The sequence below is a fragment of the Actinomadura sp. 9N407 genome, from assembly GCF_044326315.1.
Taxonomy (GTDB): domain Bacteria; phylum Actinomycetota; class Actinomycetes; order Streptosporangiales; family Streptosporangiaceae; genus Spirillospora.
This window is the reverse complement of record NZ_JBIRAW010000014.1, coordinates 105,242-121,973: the sequence shown is the minus strand read 5'-3', so window position 1 is coordinate 121,973 and position 16,732 is coordinate 105,242. Positions and strand designations below refer to the sequence as shown.

Annotated in this window: 14 protein-coding genes; 3 read left to right on the top strand and 11 right to left on the bottom strand. The window is 71.4% G+C overall.

Translation table 11 applies throughout. From position 1 onward, the window contains the following. The first annotated feature begins 54 nt into the window (after positions 1-54). On the top strand, positions 55-2,232 hold the full coding sequence (locus ACH34Q_RS23075; RefSeq protein ID WP_395985095.1) for an MMPL family transporter: 2,178 nt from the start codon (positions 55-57) through the stop codon (positions 2,230-2,232). A 25-nt stretch (positions 2,233-2,257) separates the two neighbouring features. Here the strand turns inward: ACH34Q_RS23075 and ACH34Q_RS23070 are convergent, their stop codons facing one another. Continuing rightward, complete coding sequence (locus tag ACH34Q_RS23070) at positions 2,258-2,734, bottom strand: cupin domain-containing protein (RefSeq protein WP_395985094.1); 477 nt, start codon at positions 2,732-2,734, stop codon at positions 2,258-2,260. 32 nt (positions 2,735-2,766) lie between these two features. After that, positions 2,767-4,032: an MFS transporter gene (locus ACH34Q_RS23065; protein WP_395985093.1), complete on the bottom strand. Its 1,266-nt coding sequence runs from the start codon at positions 4,030-4,032 to the stop codon at positions 2,767-2,769. Positions 4,033-4,094: 62 nt separating this feature from the next. On the opposite strand from ACH34Q_RS23065, the gene ACH34Q_RS23060 reads away from it, so the two are divergent. Continuing rightward, complete coding sequence (locus tag ACH34Q_RS23060; RefSeq protein WP_395985092.1) at positions 4,095-4,760, top strand: metallophosphatase domain-containing protein; 666 nt, start codon at positions 4,095-4,097, stop codon at positions 4,758-4,760. A 128-nt stretch (positions 4,761-4,888) separates the two neighbouring features. Here the strand turns inward: ACH34Q_RS23060 and ACH34Q_RS23055 are convergent, their stop codons facing one another. Continuing rightward, positions 4,889-6,439: an MFS transporter gene (locus ACH34Q_RS23055; protein ID WP_395985091.1), complete on the bottom strand. Its 1,551-nt coding sequence runs from the start codon at positions 6,437-6,439 to the stop codon at positions 4,889-4,891. Between the two features lie 2 nt (positions 6,440-6,441). Then, positions 6,442-6,972 carry an NAD(P)H-dependent oxidoreductase gene (locus tag ACH34Q_RS23050; RefSeq protein WP_395985090.1) on the bottom strand — a complete coding sequence of 177 codons (531 nt, stop codon included), beginning with the start codon at positions 6,970-6,972 and terminating at the stop codon, positions 6,442-6,444. A gap of 84 nt (positions 6,973-7,056) precedes the next feature. Here ACH34Q_RS23050 and ACH34Q_RS23045 point away from each other — a divergent pair, with 84 nt between their 5' ends. Further along, positions 7,057-10,155: a BTAD domain-containing putative transcriptional regulator gene (locus ACH34Q_RS23045; RefSeq protein WP_395985089.1), complete on the top strand. Its 3,099-nt coding sequence runs from the start codon at positions 7,057-7,059 to the stop codon at positions 10,153-10,155. A gap of 10 nt (positions 10,156-10,165) precedes the next feature. Here the strand turns inward: ACH34Q_RS23045 and ACH34Q_RS23040 are convergent, their stop codons facing one another. From ACH34Q_RS23040 to ACH34Q_RS23010, 7 genes are all read right to left on the bottom strand, one after another. Then, positions 10,166-10,942 carry a hypothetical protein gene (locus ACH34Q_RS23040; RefSeq protein WP_395985088.1) on the bottom strand — a complete coding sequence of 259 codons (777 nt, stop codon included), beginning with the start codon at positions 10,940-10,942 and terminating at the stop codon, positions 10,166-10,168. A gap of 261 nt (positions 10,943-11,203) precedes the next feature. Continuing rightward, on the bottom strand, positions 11,204-12,205 hold the full coding sequence (locus ACH34Q_RS23035) for a DUF389 domain-containing protein (protein ID WP_395985087.1): 1,002 nt from the start codon (positions 12,203-12,205) through the stop codon (positions 11,204-11,206). A gap of 28 nt (positions 12,206-12,233) precedes the next feature. After that, the gene (locus ACH34Q_RS23030) at positions 12,234-14,042 is read right to left on the bottom strand and encodes an alkyl/aryl-sulfatase (RefSeq protein ID WP_395985086.1); all 1,809 of its coding nucleotides are present in this window, start codon (positions 14,040-14,042) and stop codon (positions 12,234-12,236) included. Positions 14,043-14,157: 115 nt separating this feature from the next. Next, the gene (locus ACH34Q_RS23025; RefSeq protein WP_395985085.1) at positions 14,158-14,664 is read right to left on the bottom strand and encodes a pyridoxamine 5'-phosphate oxidase family protein; all 507 of its coding nucleotides are present in this window, start codon (positions 14,662-14,664) and stop codon (positions 14,158-14,160) included. A gap of 177 nt (positions 14,665-14,841) precedes the next feature. Then, complete coding sequence (locus tag ACH34Q_RS23020) at positions 14,842-15,465, bottom strand: TetR/AcrR family transcriptional regulator (RefSeq protein ID WP_395985084.1); 624 nt, start codon at positions 15,463-15,465, stop codon at positions 14,842-14,844. Between the two features lie 173 nt (positions 15,466-15,638). After that, the gene (locus ACH34Q_RS23015) at positions 15,639-16,061 is read right to left on the bottom strand and encodes a Dabb family protein (protein ID WP_395985083.1); all 423 of its coding nucleotides are present in this window, start codon (positions 16,059-16,061) and stop codon (positions 15,639-15,641) included. Positions 16,062-16,187: 126 nt separating this feature from the next. Continuing rightward, a complete protein-coding gene (locus ACH34Q_RS23010; protein WP_395985082.1) occupies positions 16,188-16,646 on the bottom strand; it encodes a hypothetical protein in 459 nt (152 codons plus the stop codon). Between the last annotated feature and the right edge of the window lie 86 nt (positions 16,647-16,732).

Genomic DNA, 16,732 nt, shown 5'->3' with positions numbered 1-16,732 from the left:
ACGGTTGGAAACGGCGCCACCGCCGGCGCACCGGACCACCGAAGGAGCACCCTCATGCATCGCGTCATCCGCCGTATCGGCGCCGCGAGCGCGCGCAGACCATGGGTCACGATCGGGACGTGGGTGGTCGTCGCCCTCGTCGTCCTGGGCTTGGCGGGGACCGCCGGTGGCACGTTCGCCGACGACTTCGTCGCGCCCGGCAGCCAGAGCGAGCAGGCGATGGAGCTGCTCGAGGAGCGCTTCCCCGAAGCCGCCGGCGGCAGCGCCATGGCGGTGTTCGCCGCTCCGGAAGGCCGGCGGCTCGAACGGCACCGGCCCGCCATCGACGCCGCCGTCGCCCGGATCGGCGCCGTGGAGCACGTCGCCACGGTGGCCGCTCCGTTCTCCGCAGGCACGGTGTCGCCCGACGGGCGCATCGGCTTCGCCGAGATCACCTTCGAGCTGCCGTCGACGGAACTCGGCCCGGAGGCGATCGCCGCGATCGGTGACGCGCTGAGCCCCGTACGGGACGCCGGCGTCACGGCGGAACTCGGCGGCGACGCCGCGTTCATCAACGCCGAGCCGGTCGGCTCGGGTACCGAGGCGGTCGGGCTGCTGGCCGCGCTGATCATCCTGCTCGTCGCGTTCGGAACGATCGTCGCTGCACTCGTCCCCGTCGCGCTCGCCCTGGTGACGGTCGCCATCGGCGTCGGCGGCATCACGCTGCTGGCCAGCGGGATGGAGGTCTCCGGTGCCGCGCCGACCATCGGCGCGATGATCGGGCTGGGGGTCGGCATCGACTACTCCCTGTTCATCGTGGCCCGCTACCGCGAGAACCGTGCCGGCGGCCAGGACGACCCCACCGCGCTGTCGAACGCCATGGGATCGGCGGGCTCCGCCGTCCTGTTCGCCGGCGGCATCGTCGTCGTGGCGATGGCCGCCCTGGCGCTGACCGGCCTGGGCTTCCTGATCTCGATCGGCCTCAGCACCTCACTGGTCGTCCTCTTCGCCGTGGCCACCGCCCTCACGCTGCTCCCGGCACTGCTGACACTGCTCGGCGACCGCATCGACGCCTGGCGGCTCATAGGCCGGAGGCGCGCCGCGCCGGCGCAGGAGGTCGGGGGGAACTGGTGGCGCTTCGCCCACCGAGTCTCCGGACGGCCATGGCCGTACATGATCGCCGCGTCGGCGGTGCTGTTCGTGCTGGCGGTTCCGGCGCTGTCGATGGAGACGGGCTTCCCGGACGCCGGTGACGACTCGACGAGCACCACGCACCGGCGCGCCTACGACCTGCTGGCGGAGGGCTTCGGCCCCGGCGTCAACGGTCCGCTGCTGATCGTCGCCGACCTGCGCGGCTCGGGCGTGGACGCCGAGGACATCCCCGCGCTGTCCGCGCGCATCGCCGCCGATCCCGGCATCGCCACGGTCGGTACGCCGCGTACCAGCCCGGCCGGAGACACGGTCGTACTGCCGACGATCCCCACCACCGCACCCACGGACGCCGCGACGTCCGAGACCCTCGTCCGCGTCCGTGACCTCGTTCCGGCCGGCGTCTCCGTGTCGGGCCTGACCGCCATGACCGAGGATCTGACCGAGCAGCTGAGCGACACCCTGCCGGTCTTCATCGTCGCGATCCTGATCGCGTCGTTCCTGCTGCTGATGGTGGTGTTCCGCTCCATCGTGGTGCCGCTGAAGGCCGCCGTGATGAACCTGCTGTCCATCGGCGGCGCGTACGGCGTCGTGGTCGCCGTGTTCCAGTGGGGATGGTTCAAGGACCTGTTCGACCTGGACGAGACGATCCCGATCGCGTCCCCGCTGCCCACGATCTTCTTCGCGGTCCTCTTCGGCCTGTCCATGGACTACGAGGTGTTCCTGCTCTCGCGGATCCGGGAGAGCTACGACGCCACGGGCGACACCGCCGAGTCGGTGGCCCGCGGCATGGCCGGCACGGGCCGCGTGATCACCTCCGCCGCACTGATCATGACGGTGGTGTTCCTCGGCTTCGTCGCCAACCCGTCGCCGCTGGTCAAGATGCTGGGCCTGGGGCTGGCGACGGCGATCGTCATCGACGCGACGATCGTACGAATGGTGCTGGTGCCCGCGACCATGTCCCTGCTGGGCCGCGCGAACTGGTGGCTGCCCCGCTGGCTCGACCGCCGGCTGCCCCACATGGGCATGCAAAGCGCTGACGACGTCCACGACGACCGGAGTGTTGTGCTCGGCGAAGACTATGTCCACGCAGGCGAGAGGTAGAAGGGCTCCGGCGCCTGGGACCGACTCACGGCGCCGGAGGCGGCCCGACGATGTCGATCTCGTGCCGCGCCGCGATCTCGCTCAGCAGGGCCGGGTCCGGTGCCGGCCCGGCCGCGTCGCCGGCTTCGATCACGAAGTCGGCGAAGCCCGGGCCGTGGTGCAGCGTCAGGTACCGGGCGGAGTCGCTGGTCACCACGAACCCATGGGGCCGCGCGGCGGGCAGCACGGCGGCGCAGCCAGGACCCGCCCGGTGCTCCTCGCCGTCCACGACCAGCAACAGTTCCCCGTCGAGCACCACGAAGGTCTCGCTGGCGACCCGGTGGACGTGCATCGGACTGCCGTGCCCGCGACCGACCCGGGTCTCGACGACCGCGAACTCACCGCCGGTGTCGTGGCCGGTGACGCGCAGGTGGTAAGCCTCACCGAGGAACGAGACGGTTCGCTGGGTGTCGGGAGTGGTGATCGCCGGTGTCCGGATCCGCGCGGCGTGCGGACGCTTCATCCCGACACAGTGACCCGGCCGCCCCCCGCCTGTCAAAGACGCTCTCCGAACCCCCGAGCAAGAGACGACTCGGGCTCTTGCCGCTGCTGAGTGATCTCCCCAGCGGTCCGTCTCCAGGGCAGGAAGGCACAGGACGCGAGCAGGAGTGCGACCGCGACCGCGATGGCGAACCGCGGCGTGGTGAGGGTTGCCAGCAGGCCCCAGACGAGCGTGCAGACGGCACGGGTGGCGTTGGAGGTGATCGACCAGGACGCCAGGACGCGGGCGAGTTTGCGGTCGGGGGTGCTCTCCAGCCTGTGGGCCGCAAAGACGGGATTGAAGACGCTCATGAAGAAGACGGTGCCGGCGTGGATCGCGGTGACCGCGGCCAGGCCGAGCCAGCCTGGCCCGACGAAGGGAAGCCACGGCAGCCACAGCACCCGAGCGATCCCGGCCGTGAGCATCACCGTCCGAGGCCCTCGGCTCGCCACGAGGCGCCGGCTGAGCCGGGCGCCGACGACACCCGCCACGCAGGGGATGCCCACCGACAGCCCGTACTGGAACGGGCTGAAGTGGAGGTCCTGCAGCATCAGCACGGCCAGGATCGGCGTGATCGCGGTGATGAGCGCACCGACGATCACGGTGTTGAGGAACAGCGGCCGCAGCATGGTGTCGGACCAGATGTGCCGCCAGCCCTCGCCGAGTCCCCGCCACCATCGGCGATCGGCGGCTCTGGGCCGCGGCTCCGGTTCCGGCGTGCCGATCGACCGGATGCCGATCGCGGACAGCAGGTAGCTGACGGCGTCGATCAGGACGGTGACGGTCGGCCCGACCACGGCCATGAGCAGGCCGCCCACCGGCGGGCCCACGGCCGTCGAGGTCCACAGCACGCTCTCGAACCGGCCGTTGGCCTCGACCAGGTGATCGCGGGCGACGAGTGCCTTCAGATGGGAGCCCGAGGCGGCGAGGAAGACGATCTGGCACACCGCAGCCAGCACGCACACCACGACCAGGTGAAAGTAGGTCAGCGCGCCCGCCAGATAGGCGACCGGCACGGTCACCAGGGCGGCGCAGCGCGTCACGTCCGCGAGAATCATCACCGGCCGCTTGCGGCGGAACTCGATCCACGGCCCCAGCGGCAACGCGAGCAGCGCGCCGATCGCCCCGCCGAGGGCGGACAGCAGCGACACCTGCAGCGCATTGCTCGACAGCACGCCCGCCGAGATCAGCATGAAGGCGTGGGTGGCCACCGCGGTGCCGACCGCGCTGACCGTGTACGCCGCCCACAGGCGAGTGAAGTCTGGACCCAGGCGGCTCACGGCAAGACCCTAACCACGCGCTCGCCCCGCTTCTGCTGAACGGGCGTGCGTAGGCTTGCCCGATGCGCATCGTGGCGGTCGCGGACACTCACACGTACCACCACGAGCTCGCGGTCCCTGACGGTGATGTCTTCGTGCACGCGGGTGACCTGGGCCGGTTCGGCAAGGGACTCCATGAGCTCGAGCGCGCTGCCGATTGGATGCAGGGCCTTCCGCATAGAACGAAGGTCGTCGTGGCCGGTAACCACGACTGGATGTTCCTTGACGAGCCCGAGCACGCTCGCGCGATCCTGGCCGAGCGCGGCATCCGCTACCTCCAGGACAGCGGAACCGAGATCGAGGGCGTGCGGTTCTGGGGCAGCCCCTGGCAACCGGAGTTCAACGACTGGGCGTTCAACCTTCCCCGCGGCCGTCCCCTCGCGGACAAGTGGGCGATGATCCCTGAGGGTGTCGACGTCCTGATCACGCACGGTCCTCCGCTGGGCATCGGCGACGCGAACGCCTTTCCCGGACGCCACGGTTGCGAGGATCTCCTGGCCCGCGTGCGGCAGGTTCGCCCCAGGCTGCACCTGTTCGGGCACATCCACCACGACGGCGGCCTCTGGCAGTACGACGGGACGACCTTCGCGAACGTCACCACCTGGGAGTGTGAACGCGGCCCCACCGTCATCCGGCTGGAGCCCTCAGGCGCCGTGGGCGAAACCGTGCCGCCGGCGCGCAGCGGTTGAACGACGAAGTCCCGGCGACGCCGGTTCGCCCCTTCATGGTGATGTGCCCGGTGTCGTGGGTCGCCACCGGTTATCGCGCAGGTCAGGGCGGGCCGGAGCCCGCCCTGACCTTGTGACCATCACGTTTCTCAGGCGTGGACGAGTTCCTCCTCTCGCTGGACGGGGGTTTCGGCCGGTGCGGGGTCACCGGTCGCGGGGATCTTCCGGAGCAGCGTGATCGCCAGGACGGCGGCCAGCGCGGCCAGGACGGCGGCTCCTCCGGCCGCGAGGTTCAGGCCGTCCGCGAAGGCGTCCCTGGCCTGGTCGACCAGCTGGGCGGCCTGGGCGGCGGGCAGGTCGGCGGCGGTGGCCAGCGCGCCCGGCAGCGTGTCGCCCGCCGCGGCACCGGCGTCATCGGGCATCTGCGCGCGGTAGACGGCCGCGCCGATGCTGCCGAGGACGGCGACGCCGAGCGAGACGCCGAGGTCGCTGGCGGTGGTGTTGACCGCGGAGGCGGCACCCGCCTTCTCCGGCGGCGCGGCGCCGATCACCATGCCGGTGGTGAGCGCCATGGTCGGGGCGATACCGGGGTAGAGCAGGTAGAACCCGATGATCAGCAGCGTCAGCCCGGACGCCTCGACCTGGGTCAGGACGAGGTACCCGGCCACCGAGAAGAGCGAGCCGCCGGCCACCACGTACGCCGGGCGCACCCTGCGGGCGATCTTGGGGGACAGCATCGAGACGGCCACCAGGGCGAGCGCCGCGGGCAGGATCCACAGTCCGGACTCCAGCGGCGACAGCCCGGCCACCAGCTGCAGGTACTGGGTGAACAGCAGGTAGACGCCGCCGAGTGCGATCGCCGAGAACAGGAAGACGCCCAGCGCCCCGCTGAAGGTCCGGTTCGCGAACAGCCGCACGTCCAGCAGCGGGCTGTCGAGCCTGAGCTGGCGGCGGACGAACACCACCGAGAACGCCAGGCCGACGAGCGCCGTCACGATCGCGGTCGCGGTGAGCCCGTGCTTGGCGAACTCCTTGATGCCGTACACGATCGGCAGCAGCGACGCCATGGACAGCAGCACGCTCGGTACGTCCAGCGACCCGGCCTGCGGAGCCTTGTACTCGGGGACGAGCAGCGGAGCCGCGACCAGGACCAGTGCCATCACGGGCACGCCGACCAGCAGGGCCGCACCCCACCAGAACGACTCCAGCAGCAGTCCGCCGACCAGCGGGCCGACCGCGACACCGACCGAGACCGACGCGGCCCACAGCCCGATGGCGGTGGCGCGCTGGCGGTCGTTCCGGAACATGTTGCTGATCAGCGACAGCGTGGACGGCATCACGGCCGCCGCGCCGACGCCCATCAGGGCCCGCGAGGCGATCAGCCAGCCCGCGTCGGGCGAGAAGGCCGCCGCGACGGAGGTCGCACCGAAGATCGCGGCGCCGAAGAGCAGGATCCTGCGCCGCCCTATCCGGTCGCCGAGCGTGCCCATGGCGACCAGCAGGCTCGCCATCACCAGGCCGTACACATCATTGATCCACAGCAGCTGGCCGCTGCTGGGCGCCAGATCGGCGGAGATCTGGGGGGTGGCGAGGAACAGCACGGTCATCGCCAGGAACAGCAGAACGGTAGGAAGCAGCAGCACGGTCAGGCCGAGCCACTCCCTCGCCCCAGCGCGGGGGCTCACGACGGTGGAAGACATGGTCATTCACTCCAGGGGGTTTCAGGGGTTCGGGTTTCAGGGGTCTCGCGTGTCCAGGACGCGATCTCGTCGAGCATGTGGTCGGCCTGGTCGGCGCAGGACAGGTCGCCGAAGCGCGCGACCGCGCCGACCGGGACGGCTCCGGCGGAACGGAGCAGTGCGCGCACCTCGCCCTCCGTGGACGGGGACCCGCCGTACCAGGTGAGGCCGACGGGCTTGGCCCGCCAGCACTCGCCGCACCAGGTGAGGGCCGGCCGCAGCAGTTCCGGTGGCCCGTCCTTGAGTACGAGCAGGAAGCCGTCCGCGGCGGTCAGCCACGGGACCAGGTCGTCCACCGCGGGAGGCGGCGGTACCGGCGGACCGTCCGCGGCGCCGGGCAGGCAGGACGGAGCGTCCGGCAGGCACGCGGCGGCGAGATCGAGCACGTCCGCCTCGGCGCCGCCGCGCAGGCGCACCCGCCCGGCGAGCCAGTCGGCCACCGCCCGGTCCGCGTGGTCCGCGTCGCCCGGGATGATGATCGCGATTCGCTGCATCGGTATCGGCCCTCCTTTCGATGCCTCACAGTGCGCGAACCCACTCCAGACGGACTCAGGACGGCCTTTAGGTAGGTTCAGGACATGCGTTTCGGGGTGCTGGGACCGCTCGCCGTGTGGACGGGCGAGGGCGGGCAGGTGCGCATCCCTGAGGTCAAGGTGCGCGCACTGCTGACACAGCTGCTCATCGAGCCGGGACGGGTCGTGCCCGCCGACCGGCTGATCGAGGCACTGTGGGGCGAGGGCCTGCCCGCCAACCCGGCGGCGTCCCTGCAGACACGGGCGTCCCAGCTGCGGCGCGTTCTGGACGACGCCGAGCCGGGCGGACGCAAGCTGCTGGTGTCCAGGCCGCCCGGATACCTGCTGGCGGTTGAGCCCGAGGACGTGGACAGCGGACGGTTCCGCGCCCTGCTCGCCCGTGCGCGTACGGCGGACGGTCCCAGAGCGAGAGCCGGGATCCTCGGGGAGGCCCTGGCGCTGTGGCGTGGCCCGGCGCTGCTGGACTTCGCCGACGAGGAGTTCACCGGCGCCGAACGCACCCTCCTGGACGAGCTGCGCCTGACCGCGTACGAGGAACTCGCCGAGGCCCGCCTGGAACTGGGCGAGCCCGGCGTGCTCGCGGACGAGCTGGGCGATCTGGTCGCCAGGCACCCGCTCAGGGAACGGCTGCGGGCCGCCCATCTGCGAGCGCTCTACCTGGCCGGTCGCCAGAGCGAAGCACTCGACGGCTACCGGGATCTGCGCGAGCGCCTCGCGGACGAGCTGGGCGTGGATCCCGGCCGCGAGATCGCCGCGCTCCACCAGTCGATCCTCGAGCAGGACGCCGGACTGGAAGCCGCGCCGGCGTCCGAACCCCGTACCAACCTGCCCGCGCCGCTGACCGAGCTGGTCGGTCGCGAGAAGGAGCTCGGCCAGGTCACTGAGCTTCTCGACGCCGGCCGTCTGGTGACGTTGACCGGCCCGGGCGGCGTCGGCAAGACGCGGCTCGCGGTGGAGAGCGCGCGGCGGCTCGCCGGCCGCTTTCCCGACGGCGTCTGGCTGGTCGAGCTGGCGACCGCGACCTGCGCCGAAGCGGCGGCCGAGCTGGTGGCGGCCGCCTTGGACGTCCGCGACGAGACCGCGCCGCACCTCACCGCCAGGCTCGCCGAGGCGCTGCGGCCCAAGCGCCTGCTGCTCGTCCTGGACAACTGCGAGCAACTTGCCGCGGACGCCGCCGAGCTGACCGGTGCGCTGCTGCGCGCCGCCCCCGGCCTTCGCGTGCTGGCCACCAGCCAGCGTCCGCTCGCCACGACCGGCGAGGTGCTGTTCGGTGTGCCGCCCCTCGCCGAGCCGAGCGCCGTCGAGCTGTTCACCGCGCGAGCCGCGGCCGCCGCCCCCGGCTTCTCGGTGACGGCGGACGACGCGGCGGCCGTCGCCGCGATCTGCCGCCGCCTGGACGGCCTCCCGCTCGCCCTCGAACTGGCGGCGACCAGGGTCCGCGCCCTCGGCGTGCAGGAGCTGGCCGCCCGGCTCGACGACCGGTTCCGCGTTCTGGGCCGAGGCAGCGGGTACGGGGACGCGCCCGAACGGCAGCGCACCCTGCGGGCGATGATCGACTGGAGCTGGCAGCCCCTCACCGGCGAGCAGCGCACCGTTCTGCGGCGGCTGGCCGTCCACGCGGAGGGCTGCACGCTGGACGCCGCCGAACGGGTGAGCGGCGAGGAGGGCCTGGACGTCCTGGACCTGCTCGCCGGGCTCGTGGACCGTTCGCTGGTCGCCGTCTCCGCCACCGCGTCCGGTACCCGGTACCGGCTGCTGGAGTCGGTCGCCGCGTACTGCCACGAACGGCTGCGCGAAGCCGGTGAGGACGCGGAGATCGAGGACAGGCACCGGCGCTACTACAGCGAGCTGGCGGTCGCCGCCGACGCGCATCTGCGCGGCCCCGCCCAGCGCCAATGGCTACGGAGGCTGGACGCCGAATCGGCGAACATGCGGCTGGCGCTCGGACGCGGCGGCGGAACCGGCCTGGCCAACTCCCTCGCCTGGTACTGGGTCCTGCGCGGACGGCTGGGCGAAGGGCAACGGGCACTGACGGCCGCCCTCGTCACGGCAGGGGACGAGGACGCGATCGGCACGGCGCGCGTCTGGCGCGCCGCGTTCAGCCTCCGCATGGGAACGGCACCGGACCCGGAGGACCTCGCGGCGCTGGACGCGCAGCCGTCCGATCTGACCGCCCTGGCCTCGCGGACGCGCGCCGAGGCGTTCCTGACGCTCGCCCGCCTGGGCGTCGGTGAGCGTACGGCCGGTGAGGAGAGGGCCGCGCACGTGCTGGAGGTGTCCCGCCGCATCGGCGATCGCTGGTGCACGGCGGCCGCGTACAGCTCGCTGGCGCGGCAGGCGCTCGTCCGCAGCGACCTGGAGGCGCTGGCCGGCCACGGTCGGCGGAGCATGGCCCTGTTCACCGAGCTGGGCGACCAGTGGGGACGGCTGCACGCCACGTTCGCGCTGGGCGTGCACGCGGAGATCGTCGGCGACTACGCCGAGGCGGCCCGGCTGCATCGCGACGGGCTGCGGACGGCCGAGGAACTCGGCGTGTGGACGGAGGTCAGCGACAAGCTGTCCATGCTCGGCCGGATCGCGCTGCTCTCCGGAGACCACGCCCAGGCCGACGAGCTGCACGATCGGGCCAGGGCCCACGCGGTGGAACAGGGCTACACGGTCGGCGAGGAGTTCGCCGAGCTGGGGCTCGCGCTGAGCCTGCGCCGCCAGGGCCGCCTGGACGAGGCCGAGCCACTGCTGCTCCGCTGGCTGGAGTGGAACCGCGAGCTGGACTCCGTGCTCGCCCAGGCCCTCATCCTGGCCGAGCTGGGCTTCAACGCGGAACTGCGTGGTGACACCGCCGCCGCGTACAAGTGGCATGAGCAGGGCCTGGAGTGCGCACGAGCCGCGGGAGACCCGCGCTCGGTCGCGCTCGCCTATGAGGGCCTCGCCGGTGCCGACGCCGCCGCGGGCGACCACCGCGCCGCCGCCCGCCGGCTGGGCGCGGCCGCCGCGATCCGCGACCGCGCGAACGCCCCGCTCCCACCCGCCGAGCGCGGCGACGTGGACCGGATCACCCTCGCGATCGAGGCCGCCATCGGCACGGCGGACTTCACCTCCGGCTTCGCCGCCGGACGCACGGATCCCGACGAGGCAGGCTCGTAGCCGGCGCCGATCAGCGCCCGGGCGTGACGACGGGGGAGTTGAACGGGAAGACCAGCAGCGGCCCCGTCACCACCACGCGGTCGGTGTCCGGCACGCCCCAGCCGAGGTCGGCCGTCTGATGACAGGTGCCGCGGTCCTCGATCCAGTACCGGGGGGTCGCGCCGTCGGGCCCGGAACGGAACCGGCCGAAGAGCGAGATGCGGTCCCGGATCTTGCCCTTCCGGTCCACCACGAACCCGTGAATGGGCGCCGTCGACCGGAACCCGCCGTCCCTCGTCCGCGCCTCGTACGCCAGGTCCGAGATCAGGATCCGCAGCGTCTCGCCCGCCTCGTCGGTCACGGTGGCGTCGAACGTGCCCAGGAACGGCGTCACGAAGCCGGGGAACCCGGTGTGGAACCGCTCCGGGTACGGCGCGGGCCGCCGTTCCAGCAGCGAGAACCGCCAGGCGCGCTCGAAGGTGCCCGACGTGACCGTGTACGTGCCGTTCTCGCACACGAACGGCCGGAAGGTGCGCCCGGCCAGGTCGATTACCTGCCGCACGATCTCGTTGCCCGTACCGGGATCGCCGAACTCCTCGTCCACCATGCTCGTGGTGATCCCGTGCCTGGTCAGCTTGAGCGTGAAGCCGGGCCCGACCGCGGCGATGCGCCCCTTGCTCTCCTTGACCCGGATGTCCTGGATCTGGCTGTCCTGGATCTGGTCGTCCTGGATCTCCTGCGCGGAAGCGCTCGGCGCCATCAACCCCGCACCCAGCACCACTCCGGCCACAACGGCGAATCGGATCACGGGGCCTCCCGCCCTCTGCACATCCTCGTACGAGGCTCAACCGTCATACGAGCCTCAACTGTCGTATGAGGCTCACGATCACAAAAAACCCCGGCCTCGCCCAGGCATCGCCACTCGATCGGCCGATACCGGCCTGACCATCAAAGCCGTGCGGACGAACGCCGATCGCCGACCTGGCAGCCCATGGCGCCGTCTCGTACTCACGTTGACTCGTGGCGTGTTCGCCTCCACGGGGGGCTCCGGGGGCGAACACGCCACGAGTCAACGAGGAGGGTGTTGCGGGGAGACGTTGATGGTGCGGCCTTGCGTGGTGTCGATGACGATGGCCAGGCCGGCGGGGAGGACGTCGTCGAGGCGGGCGCGCAGGTCGGAGACCGGTGGTAGCGCGGAGGGCGTGCGGATGGAGATGTGGACGGTCGTTGCCCGTGCCTCGACGCCGATGACGGTGGCGCCGGGTTCGGCGGCCAGCCATTGGGCCGTGGTCTGCCGCACCTGGTTCTCCCAGGCGGCGAACAGGTAGTTGGCGGCGGTGCTGAGGACGAGCGGTACGGCGACGAGCAGGCCGAGTCCGCCGAGCGCGAGGGTGGCGCGGCTACGTGTTCTGCGGGCCGGCGGGATGTCGTGGTAGCCGAGGGTGGCGAAGACGAACGTTCCGGCCAGTACGAGTGAGAGCACGTTGGACAGGAACAGCACCAGCGCGCCGGCCGCGAGTGCGGGTGCGCCGGCTCCGAGGCAGACGCCCGCCACGACCAGGGGCGGGACGAGCGAGATGGCGATCGCCACGCCGGGCAGGACGGCGCCCACGTCGCGGCGGGCGAGGGCGATGGCTCCGGCCAGGCCGGTGGCGAGCGCGGCGAGCAGGTCGGCGAGGCCGGGCGAGGTACGGCCGGAGATCTGGCTGTTGGACAGCAGGTGGTAGGAGGAGGGGACCACGAGCGAGGCGAGCAGTCCCACGGCGACGACGGCGGCCGCCCCGCCGAGGACGAACCTGCCCGCGCCGGTGCTGCGCTGCTTCACCAGGCCGAGAGCCAGTCCCATGATGGGCGTCGACAGCGGCGCGATGATCATCGCGCCGATGACCGTCGCGGTGGAGTCGGACATCACTCCGGCGGCGGCGATCACCGACGACAGGACGAGCATCGTCCAGAACGCCGAGTAGGTGGAGGCACGGTCGCCGGCCCGCAGGTCGAGGGTCTCGGTGAGCTCTTCGAGCGTCCGCCGTTGTGCCGGCGGGACCAGCCGGTCCCGCAGCCGGATCGGCATCACGTCCCCTGGCGGCGAAGGGCCGCCGTCACGGGGTGACGATGTCGAACTCGCGGTCGACGTCGTCCAGGAGGCCGATCAGCGTGGTGAGCGCCTGCGGGTCGCCGTCGGTCTGGATGCCGTCGAGCTTGCCGGTGGCGACGAGCTGGAGCAGTTGCGGCTTGGTGAGGGTCAGGGTGACATCGGCCGGGGTGCCGTCATGGGCGCGGGACGGGGTGAGGACGCCGTTCGCGAGACTGAGCCTGGTCTCCTTCTTGAGGTCGGTGAAGTTCCAGTCGATGGTGAGGCGGGTGTCCCAGGCGCGCGGGCCGTCGACGCGGATGGCCAGGGAGTCGAAGACCTGGTCGATGCTCAGGGCGAGAGCGACGTCGGGGGTCGTGGTGTCGAGGGTGTTGGCGGGCTTGTTGCCGCGTAGCTCTTCGGCGCCCTGCAGGTAGAAGTTGCGCCAGGTGCCGTTCTCGCTGCCCTCGCCGAGCTTGGCGTAGACCTGCGCGAGCAGGTCGCGGGCGGCGGTGTGGTCCGGGTCGGCGAAGACGACGTAGTTGAGGACCTGTGCGGCCCAGCGCCACTCGCCGTCCTCGAAGGCGCCGCTGGCCCTGGAGACGATGGTGTCGGCGCCGCCCATGTACTCCACGTGCTTCTTCGCCGACTCCTCGGGCGGCAGTTCCCACAGGTGGGCGGGGTTGCCGTCGAACCAGCCCATGTAGCGCTGGTAGATGGCCTTGACGTTGTGGGAGACCGAGCCGTAGTAGCCGTGGGTGTGCCAGGCCCGTTCCAGAGCGGGCGGCATCTGGATCATCTCGGCGATCTCGTTGCCGGTGTAGCCCTGGTTGAGCATCCGCAGCGTCTGGTCGTGCAGGTAGGCGTACAGGTCCCGCTGCTGGGACAGGAACGTGGTGAGCTCGCGGGTGCCCCAGGTCGGCCAGTGGTGGGACGCGAACAGCACGTCGGAGTCGGCGGCGAACAGCTCGATCGCCTCGGTGAGGTAGCGGGCCCAGACCCGCGGGTCGCGGACGAGCGCGCCGCGCAGGGTCAGCAGGTTGTGCAGGTTGTGGGTGGCGTTCTCGGCCATGCACAGGGCGCGCCGGTCGGGGAACGAGAAGTTCATCTCGGCCGGGGCCTCGGTGCCAGGGGTCAACTGGAAGACGATCCGGACGCCGTCGATGACCTCTTCCTGGCCGGTCTCGGTGATGGACAGGGTCGGCTCGATCAGCGAGATCGTCCCGGTGGAGGTGGTCTGGCCGAGCCCGGCACCGATCTGGCCGGTGGCGCCCTTGGGCAGCTCCGACCCGTACATGAAGATGGCGCGGCGGTTCATGGCGGCGCCGGCGTAGACGTTCTCGGCGACGGCGTGCTCCAGGAATCCGGCCGGGGCGATGATGGGGATGCCGGCGCCGTCGGGGACGACTCCGCGCACGCCGCCGAAGTGGTCGGCGTGCGAATGGCTGTAGACGACCGCCATCACCGGGCGGTCCCCGCGATGCTCGCGGTAGAGCGACAGGGCGGCCGCGGCGCACTCGGTGGACAGCAGGGGGTCGATGACGATGACGCCCTGGTCGCCTTCGATGAAGGAGATGTTGGACAGGTCGAAGCCGCGTACCTGGTAGATGCCCACGGCGACCTGGTACAGGCCGTGTTTCGCGGTCAGCCGGGACTGCCGCCACAGGCTGGGGTTGGCGGTGTCGGGGCATTCGGAGTCGAGGAACGCGTAGGCGTCCAGGTCCCAGACGGTCCGGCCCGAAGCGTCCTGGATCCTCGGGTGAGGAGCCGTGCCGATGAAGCCCTTGTTCGCGTTGTCGAAGTCGGTCCGGTCCTCGGGCGGCAGCTGAACGTCCACGACTCTCCTTGCGGGCTCTGCGTCGGTGCTGCCACCTCACTTCCCGGACTTATCCCAGTTCAGCCCCATGTCATGGGCAAGAGGTCATGCACCGTCGCGACCCGCTCGTGCAGGTTCAGCCTTGTTCGGAGGTGGGGGCGGTGGTGCCGCCCAGGGGGATCGGGTCCAGGCCGAGCTTGCGGTGGTCCCAGGATCGGGCGCGGTCCACCTCGACACGGACGGCGACCCGCTTGTGCAGCATGAACTCCACGAGCTCGCGTACCTCGTCGCTGTACGGGCCGTTGTAGCGTTCCCAGACGTTCACCCCGACCCGCCAGAGCGCGTCCGGGTCGTCCACGATCACGGCGCGGCCCTCGAAGGAGACGCCGCGGAGCCGGTCGTAGGTCAGGCCGTCCTCGACCAGCACCGTCACCCGCGCATCGCGGCCGATGTTGACGGCCTTCTGCGCCTTGGCCTTGGTCTCGAACCAGATCACTCCGTCCAGCACGGCGAACCACATCGCCACCGCGTGGGGGTGCCCGGCCGGGCCCATCGTCACCAGGGTGGCCGTGCGCTGGGACGCGAGGAACGACTGGATCTCTTCCGGGGTCATCTCGACCTGGGAACGCTGGTTGTTGCCCATGAATGCTCCTTCGTCCGGCCGATGCCGATTGCCCTACGTCCCACCGCGTGGGGTGACGCGCGCCTGCGGCTCACCCTAGACGGGCGGTATGTGCGGGGCGGAGCGTGGTCAGGGCTTGGCGGCGCCGAGATCGATGTGTGCAGCTCACCGGCCGGTACGGCGCTCATCCGCGGAAGTTCAGGATCGCCGCGCGCCCGCGATGACGAGGGCGGCGGTATGCCGCAGGAAGTCATCGGTGAGGGGATGGCCGAGCATCAGCCAGCGGAAGTACAGCGGGCCGGCGGTGGCCTGGACGAGGAAGTCCGGGTCGACGCCGGCCGGGAGGTCGCCGCGCTCCACCGCCCGTACGAAGATCTCCCGCGACAGGTGGAAGCGGGCGGGCCAGATCTTGTCCAGGGCCTGGCGCAGCCCGTCGTCGTCGGCCGTACGGGGGCCGGTCTCCTTGATCAGGGCGGTGATCCAAGGGCTGTCGAAGCCGCGGCGGACCTCGCGCAGGAAGGACAGCAGGTCCTCGTACAGGTCACCGGTGTCCGCGGGAGGCGAGACCTCGGCCTGCCGGGCGGTGAAGGCGGCGGCGACGAGGCTCGGTTTGTCACCCCAGCGCCGGTAGATCGTCGCCCGGTTGACCCCCGCCCGCTCGGCGACCGTCTCGATGCGCAGTGCGGCGTAGCCGACGGCGCCGAGTTCGGTGATCGTGGCGTCCAGGACCGCCTCGGCGGTACGGGCCGTGCGCCCTCCGGGCCGCCGGGTCGCCGCATCGGCCCGAAGCTGTTTGGCCTGGTCCGCGGGCTGGTCGCGCATCTCCGAACGCTACCAAACGCATCACTCTGTCGCAATTACGGTAGGCGTTCGGTGACGGGACGGTCAGTGCGGTTGCCGCCGCGGCGGCGACGGACGGGACGGCCAGCAGCACGGCGACCAGGGCGCGCTTCTTACCGGCCGCGTCCCCCGTGCGCCGTCTCCCGTGGCCCTTCTCACGCGGACGTCGCGCCGCCGTCGGAGGTGCCGCTGCCCTCGTAGGAGCCGAGGTCCTCGATCAGGCCGGCCAGTTCGGGGTGGTCCGCGAACCGGTCGCTGTGCACCTTGGCGATCTTGTCGCCGATCTCGGGGTCCGCGTCGTCGGTGAGGTCCATGGAGATCATGTTGGTGACCAGCGGCAGCCCGACCGTGTCGATCTCGCGGTGCAGCGGGTCGTACATGTACGTGCGGTAGGCATCGATGTCCTTGAGCGCGTACATGGCGCCGTACTCGAACTCGCCGCCGAAGTCACGGCCGACGATGAAGGACTCGACGGCGTCGAGCTCGCCGCCCAGCCTGCGCATCAGGTCGAGCGCGTGCTGGACCTGGTCCTCGGGGGCGTCCGGCTTCACGGCGATCCGGATCTGGTGGTAGATCACGACGGTTCTCCTCCACGGTGGGTCCTTGACGCAACAGTCTGTCGCGTTAGTGACTGTAGCCACCGCGCAGCCTTAATGCAACGTATTGGCGCGTTAATGTATGCAGCGATCCCTATGGGCCGGCGGTCAACGCCCGTTCCAGCCGCGGACGTGGCTCGGTTCGGGGTTTCGGGTGTCCAGGGAGAGCTTCGCGGCGGCGTGGCGGCCGAGGTCGGCTACGCCGGAGTGCTTGATCTCGTCCGGGGACAGATGGACGGTCAGGTCGGCGAAGGCGACCAGGTGTCCGCCGTCGGCGGTGTCGGTGATCCGGAACGCCCGGAGCTCCCTCGGAGCGGACAGGCGTTCGATGGCGAACGCGATCGCCGTCTGCGGGTCGCGGCGGCCGGCGGGGACGAAGGTGCCGTTGCGGAAATGGACCGTGGTCTGGGCGGGGTCACCGGCGGCCAGGGCGGTGGGGGACGCGGTGGGCGGCGGGTCCGCCGGGCGCTGGAGCCGGGCGCCCCGGACGCGCCGTCCCCACACCGTCCGCACCGAGACCGCCGTCCAGACCAAGGTCAACGGCCACAGCACCAGGAGCCAGTCCAAGACCTTGCCTCCGTCGCCGTCCCCACGGTCGGAAAGAACCAGTGCGATGGCCGCCGTGGCCAGGAACACCGGCCATACGGAAATCG

Excerpts from the sequence above, each read along its gene's own strand:
- ACH34Q_RS23075 (WP_395985095.1), top strand. The coding sequence starts at position 55 with ATGCATCGCGTCATCCGCCGTATCGGCGCCGCGAGCGCGCGCAGACCA.
- ACH34Q_RS23070 (WP_395985094.1), bottom strand. The coding sequence starts at position 2,734 with ATGAAGCGTCCGCACGCCGCGCGGATCCGGACACCGGCGATCACCACT.
- ACH34Q_RS23060 (WP_395985092.1), top strand. The coding sequence starts at position 4,095 with ATGCGCATCGTGGCGGTCGCGGACACTCACACGTACCACCACGAGCTC.
- ACH34Q_RS23055 (WP_395985091.1), bottom strand. The coding sequence starts at position 6,439 with ATGTCTTCCACCGTCGTGAGCCCCCGCGCTGGGGCGAGGGAGTGGCTC.
- ACH34Q_RS23050 (WP_395985090.1), bottom strand. The coding sequence starts at position 6,972 with ATGCAGCGAATCGCGATCATCATCCCGGGCGACGCGGACCACGCGGAC.
- ACH34Q_RS23045 (WP_395985089.1), top strand. The coding sequence starts at position 7,057 with ATGCGTTTCGGGGTGCTGGGACCGCTCGCCGTGTGGACGGGCGAGGGC.
- ACH34Q_RS23035 (WP_395985087.1), bottom strand. The coding sequence starts at position 12,205 with ATGCCGATCCGGCTGCGGGACCGGCTGGTCCCGCCGGCACAACGGCGG.
- ACH34Q_RS23025 (WP_395985085.1), bottom strand. The coding sequence starts at position 14,664 with ATGGGCAACAACCAGCGTTCCCAGGTCGAGATGACCCCGGAAGAGATC.
- ACH34Q_RS23020 (WP_395985084.1), bottom strand. The coding sequence starts at position 15,465 with ATGCGCGACCAGCCCGCGGACCAGGCCAAACAGCTTCGGGCCGATGCG.